This is a genomic window from Rhabdothermincola sediminis, from assembly GCF_014805525.1.
In the GTDB taxonomy this organism is placed as follows: Bacteria; Actinomycetota; Acidimicrobiia; order Acidimicrobiales; family Acidimicrobilacustridaceae; genus Rhabdothermincola; species Rhabdothermincola sediminis.
The window spans coordinates 20989-38415 of record NZ_JACFSZ010000001.1; the positions used below are offsets into that span (position 1 = coordinate 20989).

16 protein-coding genes and 1 pseudogene are annotated in these 17427 nt (G+C 71.2%); 16 read left to right on the forward strand and 1 reads right to left on the reverse strand.

Translation table 11 applies throughout. The annotated features are described in order from the left end of the window. Positions 1-7 precede the first annotated feature (7 nt). The 15 genes from HZF19_RS00200 (at position 8) to HZF19_RS00270 (ending at position 16761) form a co-directional block, all read left to right on the forward strand. Positions 8-3463: an SIS domain-containing protein gene (locus HZF19_RS00200; protein ID WP_235979049.1), complete on the forward strand. Its 3456-nt coding sequence runs from the start codon at positions 8-10 to the stop codon at positions 3461-3463. A gap of 19 nt (positions 3464-3482) precedes the next feature. Further along, complete coding sequence (locus HZF19_RS00205) at positions 3483-3869, forward strand: holo-ACP synthase (protein WP_307781103.1); 387 nt, start codon at positions 3483-3485, stop codon at positions 3867-3869. Further along, a complete protein-coding gene (locus tag HZF19_RS00210) occupies positions 3866-5215 on the forward strand; it encodes an NAD(P)H-hydrate dehydratase (RefSeq protein ID WP_208026705.1) in 1350 nt (449 codons plus the stop codon). Before HZF19_RS00205 ends, HZF19_RS00210 begins: the two co-directional genes overlap by 4 nt. A gap of 28 nt (positions 5216-5243) precedes the next feature. Next, entirely contained in the window at positions 5244-5735 is a 492-nt protein-coding gene (locus HZF19_RS00215; RefSeq protein WP_208026706.1) for a CBS domain-containing protein, read from the forward strand. Positions 5736-5739: 4 nt separating this feature from the next. Beyond that, positions 5740-6876, forward strand: coding sequence for an alanine racemase (alr, locus tag HZF19_RS00220; RefSeq protein ID WP_208026707.1), 1137 nt, complete (start codon positions 5740-5742; stop codon positions 6874-6876). Positions 6877-6910: 34 nt separating this feature from the next. Beyond that, complete coding sequence (locus HZF19_RS00225) at positions 6911-7759, forward strand: P1 family peptidase (RefSeq protein ID WP_208026708.1); 849 nt, start codon at positions 6911-6913, stop codon at positions 7757-7759. Positions 7760-7795: 36 nt separating this feature from the next. Then, positions 7796-8374, forward strand: a complete 579-nt coding sequence (locus tag HZF19_RS00230; protein WP_208026709.1) for a uracil-DNA glycosylase — start codon at positions 7796-7798, stop codon at positions 8372-8374. After that, positions 8371-8886 (forward strand): tRNA (adenosine(37)-N6)-threonylcarbamoyltransferase complex ATPase subunit type 1 TsaE, encoded by a 516-nt coding sequence (tsaE, locus tag HZF19_RS00235; RefSeq protein WP_208026710.1) that lies wholly within the window; start codon positions 8371-8373, stop codon positions 8884-8886. Before HZF19_RS00230 ends, tsaE begins: the two co-directional genes overlap by 4 nt. Beyond that, positions 8880-9575: a tRNA (adenosine(37)-N6)-threonylcarbamoyltransferase complex dimerization subunit type 1 TsaB gene (gene tsaB / locus HZF19_RS00240; protein WP_208026711.1), complete on the forward strand. Its 696-nt coding sequence runs from the start codon at positions 8880-8882 to the stop codon at positions 9573-9575. The genes tsaE and tsaB overlap by 7 nt, the downstream gene beginning before the upstream one ends. Positions 9576-9579: 4 nt before the next feature. Further along, complete coding sequence (rimI, locus tag HZF19_RS00245) at positions 9580-10146, forward strand: ribosomal protein S18-alanine N-acetyltransferase (protein WP_208026712.1); 567 nt, start codon at positions 9580-9582, stop codon at positions 10144-10146. Next, positions 10140-11168, forward strand: a complete 1029-nt coding sequence (gene tsaD, locus HZF19_RS00250; RefSeq protein ID WP_208026713.1) for a tRNA (adenosine(37)-N6)-threonylcarbamoyltransferase complex transferase subunit TsaD — start codon at positions 10140-10142, stop codon at positions 11166-11168. The genes rimI and tsaD overlap by 7 nt, the downstream gene beginning before the upstream one ends. Before the next feature lie 378 nt (positions 11169-11546). Beyond that, positions 11547-13637: a zinc-dependent metalloprotease family protein gene (locus tag HZF19_RS16135; RefSeq protein WP_208026714.1), complete on the forward strand. Its 2091-nt coding sequence runs from the start codon at positions 11547-11549 to the stop codon at positions 13635-13637. Then, the gene (locus HZF19_RS00260; RefSeq protein WP_208026715.1) at positions 13634-14380 is read left to right on the forward strand and encodes a hypothetical protein; all 747 of its coding nucleotides are present in this window, start codon (positions 13634-13636) and stop codon (positions 14378-14380) included. The genes HZF19_RS16135 and HZF19_RS00260 overlap by 4 nt, the downstream gene beginning before the upstream one ends. A 218-nt stretch (positions 14381-14598) precedes the next feature. After that, positions 14599-16200, forward strand: coding sequence for a succinic semialdehyde dehydrogenase (locus tag HZF19_RS00265; protein WP_208026716.1), 1602 nt, complete (start codon positions 14599-14601; stop codon positions 16198-16200). A gap of 33 nt (positions 16201-16233) precedes the next feature. Then, on the forward strand, positions 16234-16761 hold the full coding sequence (locus tag HZF19_RS00270; RefSeq protein WP_208026717.1) for a VOC family protein: 528 nt from the start codon (positions 16234-16236) through the stop codon (positions 16759-16761). Between the two features lie 20 nt (positions 16762-16781). Here the strand turns inward: HZF19_RS00270 and HZF19_RS17335 are convergent. Beyond that, a pseudogene (locus HZF19_RS17335) lies at positions 16782-17081 on the reverse strand (hypothetical protein); the annotation flags it as partial. A gap of 47 nt (positions 17082-17128) precedes the next feature. Between HZF19_RS17335 and groES the strand changes: the two are divergent. Next, complete coding sequence (groES, locus tag HZF19_RS00275) at positions 17129-17422, forward strand: co-chaperone GroES (RefSeq protein ID WP_208026718.1); 294 nt, start codon at positions 17129-17131, stop codon at positions 17420-17422. Positions 17423-17427: the final 5 nt, after the last annotated feature.

The following is a 17427-nucleotide window of genomic DNA, read 5'->3' on the forward strand; positions in this document are numbered from 1 at the left end:
CGCCTCTATGTGCGGGATCATCGCCGTCGTCCGCCGCGTCGGCGAGCGGACGCCCCCTTCCGCTGCCGAGCTGACCGAGCTGCTCGATCCGGTCCCCGCCATCCTCGACGACGTCGTTCGGGGCGGGCCGGCGGGCTCGCTCGACGAGGCCGCCGAGCGGATGCAGGCGGCTGACCGCATGCTGCGGGGCGTGCCCGGCGTGATGGCGCTGATCCGGGATCGGAACCTGCTCGGTCACCTCGACCTCATGATGTCGGGGGTCAGCGCCCAGATCGGCAGGATCGAAGCGGCGCTCGACGAGGGCCGGGCCGTAGGCCGCTCACCAGCGGAGGTCGACGCCGCGAGTGCGGCGCTGATTCGCCTGAAGGACGCGTGCTGGGCCGTGGAGCGGGATCGGCTCCGTACGGCGCGAGCCGTCGACGACCTTGCCGGCCCGGACGCGGGGCTGGCCGCGTTGGCGGTGTACACGTCGATCCAGCAGGCACTCTCCGCGCTGGATCGCCTCGAGGTCCGTGGTCGTGACTCGGCCGGGGTGCACGTGCTGGTCCGTGGTCATGGGCTCGACCTGTCGTCGCCCGCGGTACGGGCCGCCATCGAGCAGCGGGCTGCCGACCCGCTGTTCGCCGCCGGTGCGGTCCGGGTCTCCGGCGAGCTTCTGGGCTTCGTCTACAAGGCCGCGGCCGAGATTGGCGAGCTCGGCGACAACACCCGTGCCCTGCGCCAGTCGCTACGGGCCGATGACCTGCTTCGCCGGGCCCTCGACTCGCCCACTGCCGAGGCGGTGGTGATGGGGCACACGCGGTGGGCGAGCGTCGGCATCATCTCCCAGCCCAACGCGCATCCCCTCAGCTCCGACGAGGTCGATGGCGAGAGCGGCCCGTACGTGACGGGTGTGCTGAACGGTGACGTCGACAACTTCGCCGACCTCAAGGCGGCTGACGGGCTGCGTATCGCGCCGGAGATCACCACCGATGCGAAGGTGATCCCCACACTGGTCTCCCGCCAGCTGGCCCGCCAGGTCGACCTGGTGGAGGCGTTCCGCTCCACCGTCAACCGTCTCGAGGGATCGGTCGCCATCGCAGCCCAGGCAGCGATCGCTCCGCGCGATCTCCTGCTGGCGTTGCGGGGCAGCGGCCAGGCCCTCTACGTCGGGCTGGCCGAGGACGCCTTCATCGTGGCGAGCGAGCCGTACGGGGTGGTGGAAGAGACCGACACGTACCTCCGGATGGACGGGGAGAGCCCGGCCGACCCCGGCAACCCGGCGTCGCGCGGACAGGTCATCCGGCTCCGGGGCGCGCTCGCGGGGGCACTGGAGGGCATCGAGCGCTGGTCCTACGACGGCACGCCTCTGCCGGTGGATCCCGCGGAGCTGTCGGTGGCCCAGATCACCACCCGGGACATCGACCGGGGTGCCTTCCCGCACTACCTGCTGAAGGAGATCTCCGAGTCCCCGTCGTCGTTCCGCAAGACCTTGCGAGGCAAGCTCGTCGAGACCCACCCGGACGGCGGCGAGCCCGGCCTCGGGGTGCGGCTGAGCGACGACGCGCTGCCCGCCGACATCCGCCGCAAGCTCCGTGACCGGGTGATCCGGCGGGTGCTGGTCGTCGGGCAGGGAACCGCCGCGGGTGCGGGCCACAGCCTCGCGGCTGCGCTCGCCGTCGTGGCTCCCGATGCACCGCTGCAGGTCGCGCCGCTGCTGGCCACCGAGCTGTCGGGCTTCGACCTGCGCAACGACATGTCCGACACGCTGGTCGTGGCCATCAGCCAGTCGGGCACCACCACGGACACGAACCGCACGGTCGACCTGGTGCGGGCTCGTGGCGCGTCGGTGATCGCCATCGTCAACCGGCGCAACAGCGACCTCACCGACAAGGCCGACGGGGTGCTCTACACCTCCGACGGTCGCGACGTCGAGATGAGCGTGGCGTCGACCAAGGCCTTCTACTCCCAGATCGCGGCCTGCTTCCTCCTGGCCGTCGCCATCGCCGACGAGCTCGGCCTTCCCCCGCAACCCGACCGTCAGGAGCTGCTCCGGGCGCTGCGCGCCCTGCCCGAAGCCATGGAGCGCACGCTCGAGCTACGTCCGGCGATCGCTCTCGCCGCGCAGCAGCTCGCTCCCAGCCGGAGGTACTGGGCCATCGTCGGCAACGGCGTGAACCGCATCGCCGCGTACGAGGTGCGGATCAAGCTCTCCGAGCTCTGCTACAAGTCGATCGCCTGTGACGCCACCGAGGACAAGAAGCACATCGACCTCTCCTCCGAGCCGCTGATCGTCGTGTGCGCCGCCGGCCTCAATGGCTCCACCGCGGATGACGTGGCCAAGGAAGTCGCCATCTTCCGGGCCCACAAGGCGGCGCCGGTGGTGATCGCCAGCGAAGGCGACGAGCGCTTCGGTGCCGCGTTGCACGCGATCCTCGTGCCGCAGACCCATCCCGGCCTGGCGTTCGTGCTATCGGCCATGGCCGGGCACCTGTTCGGCTACGAGGCCGCCCTGGCGATCGACGCGCAAGCGAGGCCGCTGCGGGAGGCCCGAGCCGTGATCGAGACGACCCTCTCCTCCGCGGGAACCGATCCGGCCAGCCTGCTCGAGTCCATCGCCCCCGCGCTCGAGCCGCTAGCCGGGCGTTTCTACGACGGGCTGCGGGCCGGGGACTACGACGGCCACCTCGAGGCCAGCACCGGGGTACGGCTCGCCTCGCTGCTGCGGTTCGCGCTCGGCACGGTCCCCCTGGAGGCCTACCAGGCCGAGTACGGGAAGGTGGGCACGCCGAGCGTGGTCATCGAGGACCTGCTCGCCGCGTTGACCCGGGCGATCGACGAGCTCACCCGCCCGATCGATGCCATCAAGCATCAGGCGAAGACGGTGACCGTGGGCATCAGCCGATCCGATGAGACCCTGTTGCAGGTGCCGCTCGTGCGAAGCGTCCTGAACGCCGGTGCGCCACGCGACCGGCTCAGCTACAGCAACCTGCGCACGCTGGCGGCGCTGGAGCCGCTGGTCGACGAGGTGCTCGGCTACACCCGCTACTCGATCAGCGGTCGGGTCGACGACGGCGACGACGCGGCGACCATCGTGGTCGTCGATCGGGGCGGGCTCGGGCGCGAGCTGCGCAGCCGCACCGACGACAACCCCGCCCTGCGGGGCACCAAGCGCCGGGTGGCCACCGAGCGCATGGTGCTGCTGGCCCGCGGCCGTAGCGACGGCCGCACGGTCGTGATCGTGCCGGAGGTCAAGGACAACCAACCGACCGGCCTGACGCTCCTGCACGTCCGGCTGGTGGAGTCGCTCCCGTTGCCCACGCTCCGAGCCGTGCTGCAGGGCTACCGCGGTCGGTACCAGGCCCTGCGCGACGCCGTCACGGAGACGGAGCCGACCTTCCGTGACGACATGCTGACCGACATCCCGCTGGTCGAGCTCATGACCGACCCCGTGTACGACCTGGCCGAGCGCTGGCGGTCGTGACCTCGCGGAGCAGGGCCACGTGTCCGTGATCGGCATCGGCACTGACCTGGTCGAGCTCGATCGGTTCCGGGCGACGCTCGAACGCACGCCGTCGATCGTCGACCGGCTCTTCACCCCCGGCGAGCAGGCGTACGCGCTGCGCCGCGGCGATCCGGTGGAGCGGTTCGCGGTGCGCTTCGCGGCCAAGGAGGCCGTGCTCAAGGCGATGGGTCTCGGCATCGGCGGGATGGCCTTCCGGGACATCGAGGTACTGCGAGCCGAGTCGGGGAAACCCTCGTTGCTCCTGCACGGGCAGGCCGCCGAGCTGGCCGCGGGCCGGGGCGTGGAGCGCTGGCTGTTGACCCTCACCCACACCGACCACCTGGCCCAGGCCATCGTGATGGCGCTGGGGGAGGGATCGCCGTGATCCCCGTCGTCACCCCCGAGGAGATGGCCGCCATCGACCGGGAGGCGCCCGAGCCGGTGGAGGTGCTCATCGGTCGGGCCGGCTGGGCGGTGGCCCGCGCCGCCCTCGAGCTGCTCGGCGGCACCTACGGCCGCCGGGTGGTGGTCCTGGCGGGCACGGGCAACAACGGCAACGACGGCCGGGAGGCCGCTCGCCTGCTCCGGGCCCGGGGGGTGCGGGTCTCGGTCCTCGACGCCCTCACGGCCCCGACGCACCTTCCCGCCTGTGACCTGGTGATCGACGCCGCGTTCGGCACCGGCTTCCGGGGCGCCTACCGGGCGCCTGCCGTGGTGCCCGGGCAGCAGGTGCTGGCGGTCGACATTCCCTCGGGGGTCTCCGGTCTGACCGGGGAAGCCTCCGAGCGGGTGTTGCGTGCCGATCGCACCGTTACCTTCGCGGCCCTCAAGCCCGGACTGGTGCTCGAGCCCGGGGCTTCCTACGCAGGAGCGGTCGAGCTGGCGGACATCGGGCTCGACACGTCCTCGGCGTCGGCGCAGCTGGTGGAATCAGCAGACCTCGCGTCGTGGGTGCCTCGGCGCGACCCGAGCACCCACAAGTGGCGATCGGCGGTGTGCGTGATCGGTGGGAGCCCGGGGATGGAAGGAGCCGCCGCCCTGGCCGCGAGCGCCGCGTTGCGAGCCGGTGCGGGCTACGTACGGTGGGCTTCCCCTGGTGGGGTCCCGGCGGCGAAGCCCCTCGAGGTCGTGGGCGCCGAGCTGCCCGCCCGAGGGTGGTCGTCGGTGGTGCTGGCCGATCACCGCCGGTTCCGGGCGCTGGTGCTCGGCAACGGGCTGGGGTTGGACGACGGGCACCGTGACGACGTACGGGCCGTGGTGGCCCAGCGGGACGTACCCGTGGTCGTGGACGCCGACGCGATCACCCTGCTCGGCTCGTCGGCCGCCGAGGCGGCCGGCCCCTCGACGGTGTTCACCCCCCACGATGGTGAGTTCGCCCGCCTGGACGGCGCACCTCCTGGTCCCGACCGCATCGGCTCCGCCCGGGCACTCGCGGCGCGCCTGGGCGCGGTGGTCCTGCTCAAGGGGCCGGCGACGATCGTGGCCGCGCCGGACGGTCGGGTGCTGCTCAGCGCCACCGGCGACGCCCGCCTCGCCACCCTCGGCACGGGCGACGTGCTCGCCGGGGTGATCGGCGCGCTGTGCGCCACGGGGCTCGATCCGTTCCGCGCCGCGGCCGCGGCCGCATTCATCCACGGTGAGGCCGGAGACCTAGGCTGGCGGCGAGGTCTCGTGGCCAGCGACCTCGTCGAGCACCTGCCGGAGGTGCTCGGGCGGTACGCCGCCGACTGAGCGATCCGATCGAGCCAGGAGGAGTCGCATGCTGCGCGACATGCCCGTGCGCGAGGTGATGACCACCGACGTCGTCTCCTTCACCCCCGACGAGAACGTGCAGGACGCGATGGGGCGGCTGGTCGGTCGTGGCGTGGATGCCGGCCCCGTGGTGGACGGTGTCGGGCATGTCGTGGGCATGCTGTCGACGGGTGATCTCATCGTGGAGGAGGCTCGACTCCACTTCCCCACGATCGTCAACTTCCTCGGCGTGAACGTCACCATGCCGTTCAGCGAGCGCAAGCTCGACGAGTCGATCGAGAAGGCGCTCGGGGCGACGGTGGGTGAGGTGATGACCGCGAAGCCGATCACCTGCAAACCCGATGACACCATCGAGGATGCCGCGACCCTGATGCACGACCACGACGTGTCCCGCTTGCCGGTGGTCGACGACGAAGGTGCGCTGGTCGGCATCATCGCCAGAGGTGACATCGTCCGGGCAGTCGTGGCCGGCATCGGCGATCGCGACCGCTCCTCCTGACCCGATGCGAGCCACCCGCGCCGAGATCGACCTAGGTGCGATCGCGCACAACGTCACCGTGCTCGCCGAGCTCGCCGCACCGGCGCAGCTCTGCGCGGTGGTGAAGGCCGACGGCTACGGGCACGGCGCGATCGCCGTCAGCGAGGCAGCACTCGGCGCCGGCGCCTCGTGGCTGGGGGTGGCGCTCGTGGAGGAGGGAGCGGTGCTGCGCAAAGCGGGGATCGACGTGCCGATCCTGCTCCTCTCACAGCCCCGCGCCGCCGATCTCGAAGCCGCGGTGCGGTACGAGCTGCGCACGACCGTGTACACCCGTGAGGGCATCGAAGGGTTGGCCTCGGCGGCGGAGCGGCTCGGGGTCCGGGCCGTGACCCATCTCAAGGTCGACACCGGCATGAACCGGGTGGGAGCGTCGCCGGCGGACGTGGTCGGGTTGGTCAAGGAGATCGCCCGTCACCCGATGCTCGAGCTGGAAGCGGTGTGGACCCACTGCGCCGTCGCCGACGAGCCCGGGCACCCTTTCACCGACGAACAACTCGACCGCTTCGAGGGGGTGGTCGCCGAGCTCGAGGCCTCGGGTCTGCGCCCGCGGATGCTGCACGCCGCGAACTCGGCGGCGACCATCGATCGCCCACGAGCCCGGTTCGACCTGGTTCGCACCGGCATCGCCGTCTACGGCATCGCCCCGTCGGCTGCGTTGGCCGGGAAGCTTGATCTGCGCCCCGCGATGTCGTTGGTCTCCGAGGTGTCGATGGTGAAGCGGGTGCGGGCCGGTGAGGGCGTGTCCTACGGCCTCACCCATCGCTTCACCCGGGACACCAACGTCGCCACCGTGCCCATCGGCTACGCGGACGGTGTCCCCCGCCGCCTCGGGTCCGTCGGCGGATGGGTGCTGATCGGTGGTCGGCGCCGCCCGATCGTGGGGGTGGTGACGATGGACCAGCTCATGGTGGACTGCGGTGACGACCACGTGGTGGTCGGCGACGAGGTGGTGCTGATCGGTGAGCAGGGTGGCGAGCGCGTCACCGCCGAGGACTGGGCTGGGCCCCTCGACACGATCGCCTACGAGATCGTCTGCGGCATCGGCCCACGGGTCCAGCGGCACTACCGGGGGCTGGCGTGCCCGGCATCGGGCGGGCGTTGAGCGGACCGCTCGGCGCGGCTCCTAGCGTGGGGCCGTGATCACGGACGTGGAGGGCGTCGAGGTCGGGCACTGGACCGACCCGGTGGCCCGCACCGGCTGCACGGTCGTGCTCTTCCCGCCGGGTACCGTCGCGTCGGGTGAGGTGCGCGGCGGCGCTCCCGCCACCCGCGAGTTCGCCCTGCTGGAACCGGAGCGGCTGGTGGATCGGATCGACGCCGTGGTGCTGTCGGGCGGTTCGGCCTTCGGGCTGGCAGCCGCCGACGGCGTCATGCGCTGGCTGGAGGCCCGCGGTCGTGGCTTCCCCACCGGCGGGGGGCCGGTGCCGATCGTGGTCGGCCTGTCGCTGTTCGACCTGCTCGTCGGCGACCCTTCCGTGCGTCCCGGCCCGGAGGAGGGGTACGCGGCGTGCGAGCAGGCGAGGTCGGGGACGATCGAGGTGGGTGCGGTCGGCGCGGGCACCGGCGCGACGATGGGCACGTGGCGGGGGCGGGACCACGCAAGGCCCGGAGGACTGGTCACGGCCACGGTGCGAGAGGGTGAGGTCGTCGTCTCGGCCTTGATCGCGGTCAACGCGTTCGGCGAGGCCGACGACGGGATGCTGAGCACCCGACTCGACCACCGATTCGCCGACGTCGGCGAAGGCAGCTTCGGGAACACGGTGATCGGCGTCGTGGCCACCAACGCCGCCCTCGACAAGCACGCATGCTCCGTCGTCGCGGGCGGTGCTCAGGACGGGATTGCCCGAGCCGTGTTCCCGCCCCACACCCTGGTCGACGGCGATGCCGTGGTCGTGGCCGCGACCGGGGCGGTCGCAGCTTCGACCGAGCTCATCCGCACCCTGGCGGTCCTCGCGGTAGAGCGCGCCATCCGCACGCTGGCCTGACTCGGGATCGCCGAAGCAGCAGTAGCCTGATCGGCCGTGCCCACCGCCTTCGAAACCCTCCGCTACGAGGCGCTGTCGTGCACGGCGTGCAAGCTGGCGGGGCTCGGGCGGACGCAGGTGGTCTTCGGGATGGGCGACCCCGAGGCGCCGTTGATGTTCGTGGGCGAGGGGCCGGGCGCCGAGGAGGATCGGCAGGGGCTCCCGTTCGTCGGTCGGTCGGGGAAGCTGCTCGATCAGCTCCTGGAGGAGGAGCTCGGCGTCACCCGCGATCGGGTCTACATCGCGAACGTGGTGAAGTGCCGCCCACCCGGCAACCGCGACCCCCAACCGGACGAGATCGCCGCCTGCCGGCCGTACCTCGAGCGCCAGATCGACCTGATCCGGCCCCAGGTCGTCGTCACCCTGGGCAAGTTCGCCGCCCAGCTCCTGCTCGGCACCACCGAAGGGGTCACCAGGCTGCGGGGCCGCTCCTTCCCCTTCCGTGACGGTGTGCTGATCCCGACCTTGCATCCGGCCTACGCGCTACGGGGTGGGGGAGCCCCCCTCGCCCAGATGCGTGCCGACCTGGTCCGGGCGAAGCAAGCGCTCGCCGAGCGCGGGACCGTGCTCTCGTGATCGTCGCCGCCACCCACAGCCCCGAGGAGACCAAGGCGCTGGCGGCGTCTGTCGCCGAGCTGACCCGAGCCGGCGACCTCATCCTCCTCGCCGGTGACCTCGGAGCCGGCAAGACGGCGTTCGCACAGGGCTTCGGGCGGGCGCTCGGCGTGGAGGAGAGCATCACCAGCCCCACCTTCACCCTTCACCGCCGCTACCGGGGGCGCCTGCCGCTCGACCACCTCGACGTGTACCGGCTCGAGCAGCTCGCCGAGGTCCTCGACATCGGCCTGCCCGAGCTCCTCGACGAGGGGGGTGTGATCCTCGTGGAATGGGGCGACGCCATCATCCCGGCCTTGCCGGCGGACTACCTGCAGATCCGCATCCGCTTCGGCGAGGGTGATGACGACCGGGTCTTCGAGCTGACCCCGGTCGGGGCGCGGTGGTCGGGCCGCAGCCGCGCCCTCGCTGCCGCCGTGCGCCGGTGGGTGCTCGAGGGCGACTCGGGCGGCGAGGGGGCGGCGCCGTGCTGATCCTGGGCATCGACACCGCCACCCCGCAGGTGAGCGTGGCGGTCGGGGGACACGAGGGGGTGTTGGCGTCCACCCAGTCGGCGCGGGGCCGCCAGCACACCGAGATCCTCGCACCCTCGATCGAGTTCACCTGCCGGCAAGCGCGCATCGAGCTCGCCGAGGTGAGCGTGGTCGCCGTCGACCTGGGTCCCGGCCTGTTCACCGGCTTGCGGGTGGGCATCGCTGCGGCCAAGGCCATGGCTCATGCCCTGCGGGTGCCGATGATCGGGGTCACGAGCCTGGACCTGGTGGCCTTCCCCGTTCGGTTCACCCCCCGCCTCATCGTCGCCACGATCGATGCCCGGCGGGGTGAGCTGTTCCACGCGTTCTACCGGCAGGTCCCCGGCGGGATGCAGCGCCTCACCGACTACCAGGTCGGCACGGCCGACGACCTTGCCTCGGAGATCATGGCCAGCGGTGAAGAGTGCCTGCTCGTGGGCGACGGGGCGTTGCGGTACCGCGAAGTGTTCGAGGGGATGGCCCGGGTCGAGCTGGTCGACGAGGGGCTGGCGTACCCGTCGGCGACGTCGCTGGTGCAACTCGCACACCCGAGGGCTCTGCGTGAGGACTTCGTGCAGCCCTGGGAACTGGCGCCGCTGTACCTGCGCAAGCCCGATGCCGAGGCGAACTGGTCCACGAGGAACGGGTGAGCGGGTGAGCGTGCCGGAAGCGAACGGTGCTGATCCCGCGGCGCTCGAGGTGCGGATCATGCCCATGCGGCGCCGCCACCTGCGGTCGGTGTTGCGGATCGAGAACCAGGTGGCGCACCGAGGCTGGTCGCTCGGGTTGTTCATGAGTGAGCTGGCGGCCCGCGATTGTCGCATCTACCTGGTCGCCAAGGTCGGGCCGGAGGTGGTTGGCTACGCAGGCGCGCTGCTCGCCGGTGACGATGCCCACGTGACCACGATCTCGGTGGATCCCCGTTGGCAGGGCCGCCGGATCGCCACCCGGATGCTGCTCGTGCTGGCCCGCAAGGCCATCGAGCGGGGCGCGCAGGCCCTGACGTTGGAGGTGCGGGCGTCGAACGAGCCGGCGATCCAGCTGTACCGGCGCTTCGGCTTCGTGCCCGCGGGAATCCGGGCCAACTACTACAGCGACCTCGGGGAGGACGCGCTGGTCATGTGGGCGAGTGACGTGCGGTCTGCCGACTACGCGCAGCGGCTGGCGGCGATCGAGGCCGGCCTGCCCACCGGGACCGAGATCGAGGAGGTCGGATGGTGAGCGAGTATGCGGATCGCGAGGGCCTACGCATCCTCGGAATCGAGACCTCCTGTGACGACACCGCGGCAGCGGTCGTGGTCGACGCCCGAGAGGTCCTCTCGTCGGTGGTGTCGAGCCAGGTCGACCTGCACGCCCGTTTCGGAGGCGTGGTGCCCGAGATCGCCAGCCGGGCCCACGTGGAGCTGCTGGTCCCCGTCATCGCCGGCGCGCTGGTCGAGGCGGGCATCACCGATGACCACCTCGATGCGGTGGGAGCGACGGTAGGCCCGGGTCTCATCGGTTCGCTGCTGGTCGGGGTGAGCGCCGCCAAGGCCCTCGCGCTGGTGTGGGGCGTGCCGTTCGTGGCCGTGAACCATCTCGAGGCCCACCTGTACGCCGCGCTGCTCGAGGAGCCGGAGCTCGAGCTGCCGGTGGTGGTCCTGCTGGTGTCGGGCGGGCACACGATGCTGGTGCTGATGGAGGATCACGGCCGCTACCGGGTGCTCGGTTCCACCATCGACGATGCGGCCGGAGAGGCGTTCGACAAGGTCGCCCGGTTCCTGGGGTTGGGCTACCCCGGGGGCCCGGCGATCGATCACCTGGCCATGCAGGGCGCGCCCGATGCGATCGCCTTCCCCCGTGCGATGCGGGACGAGGGCTACGATTTCTCCTTCAGCGGGCTCAAGACCGCGGTGGTCAACCACGTCCGCAAGCACCCCGAGGTGAGCACCGCGGACGTGGCCGCCTCCTTTCAGGAGGCGGTGGTCGACGTGCTGGTCGCCAAGGCTCGCCGAGCGGCCCGGGAGGTGGGGGCCAGAGGGCTGGCCCTGGCCGGCGGCGTGGCCGCGAACTCGCAGTTGCGCGAGCGTGTGCTCGACGCCTGCGAGGAGGAGGGGCTGCACGCGTTCCTGCCCAGCCACTCGATGTGCACCGACAACGCGGCGATGGTGGCGGCCGCCGCGTGGTGGCGGCTGCGTTCCGAAGGGCCGTCCCCGCTCGACGTCGGTGCCGACCCGAACCTGCGGCTCCCCGACGTCTCCTGAACGAGCTGGGGGCGAGGATCGTCTTCGATGGTCGCGGCGTGTTGGCGGCGGTGCCGACCTGAGCGGGGATGTGCTGGGTGGTGGTGCGGCGCGGGCGGAGGTTGCCTCTGGAGCCGACCGGTGCCACGACGCCGTTGTCGGCGAGGCGCTGGAAGTAGCGCACCGAGAAGTATCGGGCGGACTCAAAACACTTCGGGTGTCGCGATCGTTTGCGGTTGGTGCCTGGTGATCGTATGGCGCGCAGCGACAGGGAGGTCGGGTGATGGTCAGGTTCGGGCGGATGGTGGTCCGGGTTGCTGTGGCGGTGCTGCTGCTCGGGCCGCCGGCGGTGTCGGCGGGTCAGACGGTTGCCCCCCCGTAGGGGCTGAGCGCCTGCTGGTGGCGGTGGGCCCGGACAGCACCGGGGTGGCTCGCCGGGAGTGGGGTGAGCCGGTGGTGCGGGCGAGGCCGATCCGTGACACTGCCGTGGGGTTCCGCCGGTCCCTGCTGGGTGGCGACGCGGAGGTGCGGTCGGCGCTGGGGGCGGGTGTTCCCGGTGAGCGGGTGGCGGTGCGTGGGCGCGCCGTGTCGCTGGAGTTGTTCGACGGGCAGGTGGTGGATCTGGTGCCGGTGGAGGTGACGGTCGACATGCCGCACCCGGTCACCGAGGCGTCGGTTCCGGGGGTCAGCTGGATCGGTCCGGGCGAGCTGGACGGCGCGGTCGTGACGGCCGGGTTCTATGCGAGCGATCGGGCGGTGTTCGGTGGGATCACCTGGGCCGGTCACCATCTCCAGGTGCGTCAGGCCGGCGATGGTGGGCACGTGCTGCTCGAGGTGCGCCAGGTCGATGACGTGCACGGACACGGGCCCGGCACCCATGACGAGGATCCGGTGGTGCCTGGCGAGGATCCGGGTGGGTTCGACGATGCGCCGCCCGCTGGCCTGGATGGGGTGGAGGCCGGCGGTGCGGTGCAGCGCGGTCGGGCCGGGACCGCGACCACCGCGTTGGCCGGGGGACGGCCGCCGATGGCGACGCTGGCGGGGCTCGACGGGGCCAGCGACCCGCCGGTGATCGACATCCTGGTGCTGTACGCCAACGGCTCACCATCGAACATCCTCGAGGTGATCGGCTACCAGGCGACCATGATGAACGCGGCGCTGGCGAACAGCGGCATGGGCACCCGGGTCAACATCACCGCCCGCGAGTACATCAACTACAACCAGCTTGCGACCCTAGGCGGTGACCGAGACAAGCTGAAGCAGGGGTTGGGGGGTTCCGGTTCGCTGAAGTCTGCCAAGTCTCTCCGGGACTTCTTCCGAGCCGACGTCGTCAGCCTTGTCGTGCCTAACAATGATGCAAACGGCGCGTTGGGAATCGCATACGTTCCCCAACGAAAGCCCGCGCCGCTGGATCAGTGGGCGCTGAACGTCTGGACCGTGCAAGGCACGGTTCAGCACTACTCGTTGGCGCACGAGGTCGGTCACAACCTGGGGGCGGGTCACTCCCCGGACGACGGCAACTCCGAGGAGCATCTGGGTGCGTACTCGTACAGCCGGGGCCATCGGGTGGCCGGAGGGGGCAGCACGGTGATGGTGGCGACACCCGGGTACTGCGGCCTACCACCGAACGACTGCCCGCTGCAGCTCCAGTACTCGAACCCGGGCATCGGGTTCCTCAACCGCCCGTGGGTTCCGTCGGGGAGCTCGTCGGCGAACAACGCCTTGACGATCGACCAGTTGAACCCCGTCAGCGCCAACTATCGGCGGGCGGGGCCGTACAACGGTCTGTGGTCGGTGAGCGACGACCTCGACAACCAGGTCGAGATCTCGCTCACCTGGGGCGGGGCGTCCTCGGACATCGGCATCGTGGGCGACTGGAACGGCGATGGCATCGACACCCCGGCGGTGTTCCGCCAAGCGACCGGCCAGTGGTTCGTCTCCAACTACTGGAACGGCTACCAGGACGTCGGCAACTTCACCTGGGGTGGTGGCCCGGGTGACATCCCGTTGGCGGGCGACTGGGACGGCGACGGTGTGGACACGATCGGCATCTACCGGCTGGTCGACGGCCTGGGCCAGTGGCACCGCAACGACCACCTCGATGGCACGACCGAGGCCATCAGCTACTTCGGCGGGACCGGCGACCGCCCGTTCGTACACGACTACGACGGCAACGGCACGGACCGCCCCGGGGTGTTCCGACCCTGGCTGACCCAGACCAACTGGCACCTGGCCAACACCTGGGGCAGCTCGGCGAACGTCTACTGCAGCTTCGGTGGTGGCGTCACCGATCTGCCGGTCGTCGGCCGCTGGCCGGGAGCGTCAGCGGACCGGATCGGCATCTACCGGGAAGGCACCTGGCACCTGCGCAACGGATGCAGCACCGGCACCGTCACCTACGTGACCGGGTTCGGCACGGCACTCGACCGCAACCCGTTCGTGGGCCGATTCACCAGCGGTTCCATTGACACCCCCGGGAGGTTCCTGTGAACACGACCTTGCGAACGGTCACGGCCACCGCCGTACTGGTAGCGGCGATTGCGCTCGCCGGGGCCGCGCCGGCCCAGGCAGGTGGCACGATCTCGGATGTCACGTTGAGCACCCTGTCGGGCCCACCCGGCACCGCGATCATCATCGAGAGCACCTGCGTGTTCGAAGGACACCCGGTTCCCCAGGTGCGTGCGTTCCTTCAAGACGCCGGCGAAGGTGGGGCTGCAGAGGCACCCAGCGGGCCCTCGGGACTCTCCCGGTACCAGTTGGTGGTCCCAATCGACACGGCGCCTGGTGACAAGCTGCTGCGCGTCCACTGCGCTCAGACCGAGGAGTTCACGTTCACGGTCACCGATGAGCCGCCGGTGACCTCACCTCCGCCGTTGCTGGCCTTCTCGATCGGCCCGACATCTGGTCCGCCGGACACCGAGGTGGTCGTGTCGATCGACTGTCGCGACGTGGACGGTGCGCCGGCGACCCGAGCGGAGGTCGAGTTCCGCACGTTCGAGGCCCCGCCGCTCGTCGTGGAGACGGCACTGGACGCCGCCGGTACGGCAAGGCCCGTCATCGTCGTCCCGGACGTACGACGGCCATTCAGTCATGAGATTGCCGTCAATTGCTACTCAGGGAATGTGGGTGTCGCGACGGGTTTCACGTCGTTCGAGGTGACCGAACCGGCGCCGACCACGACCACCACATCGCAACCGCGGCCCGCTACCACCTCCCCGAGGTTCACCGGATAAGCAGCGGCGCACGCGCAGTCGCGGGGCCATCCGCGCCGAACTGTTCGTCGAAACCACCGGAGAACGGCGGAATCGGTGAACGGTTCAGTGCGCGCCGGGCGGGTTCTCGGGCGGCACCGTGGCGACGGTGACCGGCGGGCACAGCCAGCGACGGCCGCGGGTCCACCCCGCTGCCGGTCCTACCATGAGCCGGCGCACGACCGAGCGGAGGCAACGCGATGACCGTCACGACCCGACCGACGCCCCCACGCACCGGCCCCCTCGGCCTCCCTCCCGGCCTGACCCCGGGGCTCGTCGGCGAGCTCACCCGGCTCGTGCCAGCCTCCGGGGACGCCCCGGGGGTGGTCACCCGTGCCCCCTTCGACGGCACGGTGCTCGCCGAGCTGCCCCAGTGCGGTCCCGACGACGTGCGCGCCGCCGCCGAGCGCGCCCGCCAGGCCCAGCGACGCTGGGCGGCCACGCCGGTGAGACAGCGGGCGGCGGTCGCCCTGCGCCTGCACGACCTGGTCCTGGCCGAGCAGCGCCGGATCATGGACCTGATCCAGGCCGAGAACGGCAAGGCCCGCCGGGACGCCTACCTCGAGGTGGCCGACATCGCCGTCACCTGCCGCTACTACGCGCGCCGTGCCCCCGCCCTGTTGCGCCCCCGGCGCCGCCGCGGGCTCGTCCCCGGCCTCACCGTCGCCCACGAGCACCACCACCCCAAGGGCGTGGTGACCGTGATCTCGCCGTGGAACTACCCGTTCAGCCTCGGGGTGGGCGACACCGTGCCAGCCCTGCTGGCGGGCAACGCCGTGCTCCAGAAGGCCGACAACCAGACCGCGCTCACCGCCCTCTACGGCCTGCAACTGGCCCACGAGGCCGGCCTGCCCGAGGACCTGTGGCAGATCGTGCTCGGACGCGGTGGCGTGATCGGCGACGCCCTGCTCGACGAGGCCGACTTCCTGATGTTCACCGGCTCGACCGAGAGCGGCCGCGTGGTCGCCGCCGCTGCGGGGCGGCGACTCATCGACTGCTCCCTGGAGCTCGGCGGCAAGAACGCCATGCTGGTGCTCGACGACGCCGACCTGGACCGGGCGGTGGAGGGCGGCGTGCGGGCCTGCTTCTCGTCGAGTGGGCAGCTGTGCATCTCCGCCGAGCGCCTCTACGTGGCCGACCGGATCTACGACCGCTTCGTACCCCGCTTCGTCGAGGCCGTGCGCTCCCTGCCGATGGGTGCGGCCTACGACTTCCGCTACCGGATGGGCTCGCTCACCAACGCCGAGCAGCTCGAGGCGACCCGGCGCCACGTGGACGACGCCGTGGCGGCCGGTGCCACCGTGCTCACCGGCGGTCGGCATCGTTCCGACCTCGGCCCGTACTTCTTCGAGCCCACGGTGCTCACCGACGTGACCCCGCCGATGGCCTGCTTCGCCGAGGAGACCTTCGGTCCGGTGGTGTCGATCTACCGGGTCGCCGACGACGACGAGGCCGTGGCCCGCGCCAACGACAGCCGCTACGGGCTCAACGCCAGCGTGTGGACCCGGTCCGCCCGGCGGGGCACGGCGGTGGCCACCCGCCTGCGCGCCGGCACCGTCAACGTCAACGAGGCATACGCCGCCGCCTGGGGCAGCGTCGACGCCCCGATGGGCGGGATGGGCGACTCCGGTCTCGGGCGGCGTCACGGCGCGCACGGCCTGCTCAAGTACACCGAGGCCCAGACCGTTGCCCGCCAGCGGCTCGCGAACCTGGCTCCGCCGGTGGCGGCCCTCGGCGACGAGGGCTACGCAGCGGTGCTCACCGCGTCGCTGCGGGCGCTCAAGCGGATCGGCTGGCGATAGGGGTGGCAGCCCTCCCGGCTGGTAGACAGGGGGATGCGCGATGACGACGCACCAGTGACGGTCGACGACAAGCTGGTGACGTGCCTGTGGTTCGATCATGGGCAAGCGCGCCGAGCCGCGGAGTTCTACGCCTCGACGTTCCCGCACAGCCACGTCGACGGCATCCGGTCAGCCCCGACCGACTACCCCGGTGGCTCGGCGGGTGACGAGCTCCTCGTGGAGTTCACCGTGCTGGGCCGACGTTTCGTCGGTCTCAACGGCGGCCCACAGTTCCGACCGAACGAGGCGGTCAGCTTCATGGTCGTGACCGAGGATCAGGCCGAGACCGACCGCTACTGGGACGCCCTCGTCGCCGAAGGAGGTCGGGAGAGCGAGTGCGGGTGGTGTTCCGATCAGTGGGGGTTCGCCTGGCAGATCACCCCGAGGGCACTGCTCGACGGGCTTGCCGATCCGGACCCGCTCGTCGCCGAGCGGGTGATGCGGGCGATGATGACGATGAGCCGGATCGACGTCGCGACGATCGAGGAGGCGAGACGGGGAAGCCACGCCCCTGGCGGGTGACGGGCGGTAGGCCCGCCGTCGACGGCGATGACGTGAGCAATCACGTAGGCGGTCTCCGAGCTCAGCAGCACCACCACCACCGCCTCGACTTCCTCGGCCGTGCCGACCCGCTCGAGCGGTACCCGGGAACCGACGGTCTCGGCGACGGTGGGTCGGTGAAGTGGGCACCGAGGCCCTCGCCGGCGGTCGCCCCCGGGCAGACGCAATTGACCCGGACACCCTCCGGGCCGTACTGCACGACTGTTAGCCGGTTCCGGGGGTTGTGCTCGCCGACCTCGGCTGCCTACGATTAGCACTCGAACCCGTAGAGTGCTAAGCACTCCAGCGAAGAGAGTGCCAACCGGATTCGCCGAATGGAGGCGTGCACATGAACCTTCAGCCCCTCGAAGACCGCATCGTCGTGAAGCCGGGTGAGTCCGAGGAGACCACCGCCAGCGGCCTGGTCATCCCCGACACCGCCAAGGAGAAGCCCCAGCAGGGGGAGGTGCTGGCGGTGGGCCCCGGTCGCCGCTCGGAGCAGACCGGCGAGATCATCCCGCTCGACGTGAAGGTGGGCGACACGGTCGTCTACAGCAAGTACGGCGGTACCGAGATCACCCTCGACGGTGAGGACCTCCTGATCCTCAACGCCCGCGACGTGCTCGCCGTCGTCACCAAGTAGGAGCT

Bases quoted from the DNA above. Each gene is read 5' to 3' on its own strand.
- HZF19_RS00215 (WP_208026706.1), top strand. From the start codon at position 5,244: ATGCTGCGCGACATGCCCGTGCGCGAGGTGATGACCACCGACGTCGTC.
- HZF19_RS00265 (WP_208026716.1), top strand. From the start codon at position 14,599: ATGACCGTCACGACCCGACCGACGCCCCCACGCACCGGCCCCCTCGGC.
- HZF19_RS00270 (WP_208026717.1), top strand. From the start codon at position 16,234: ATGCGCGATGACGACGCACCAGTGACGGTCGACGACAAGCTGGTGACG.
- groES (WP_208026718.1), top strand. From the start codon at position 17,129: ATGAACCTTCAGCCCCTCGAAGACCGCATCGTCGTGAAGCCGGGTGAG.
- alr (WP_208026707.1), top strand. From the start codon at position 5,740: ATGCGAGCCACCCGCGCCGAGATCGACCTAGGTGCGATCGCGCACAAC.
- tsaD (WP_208026713.1), top strand. From the start codon at position 10,140: ATGGTGAGCGAGTATGCGGATCGCGAGGGCCTACGCATCCTCGGAATC.
- HZF19_RS00200 (WP_235979049.1), top strand. From the start codon at position 8: ATGTGCGGGATCATCGCCGTCGTCCGCCGCGTCGGCGAGCGGACGCCC.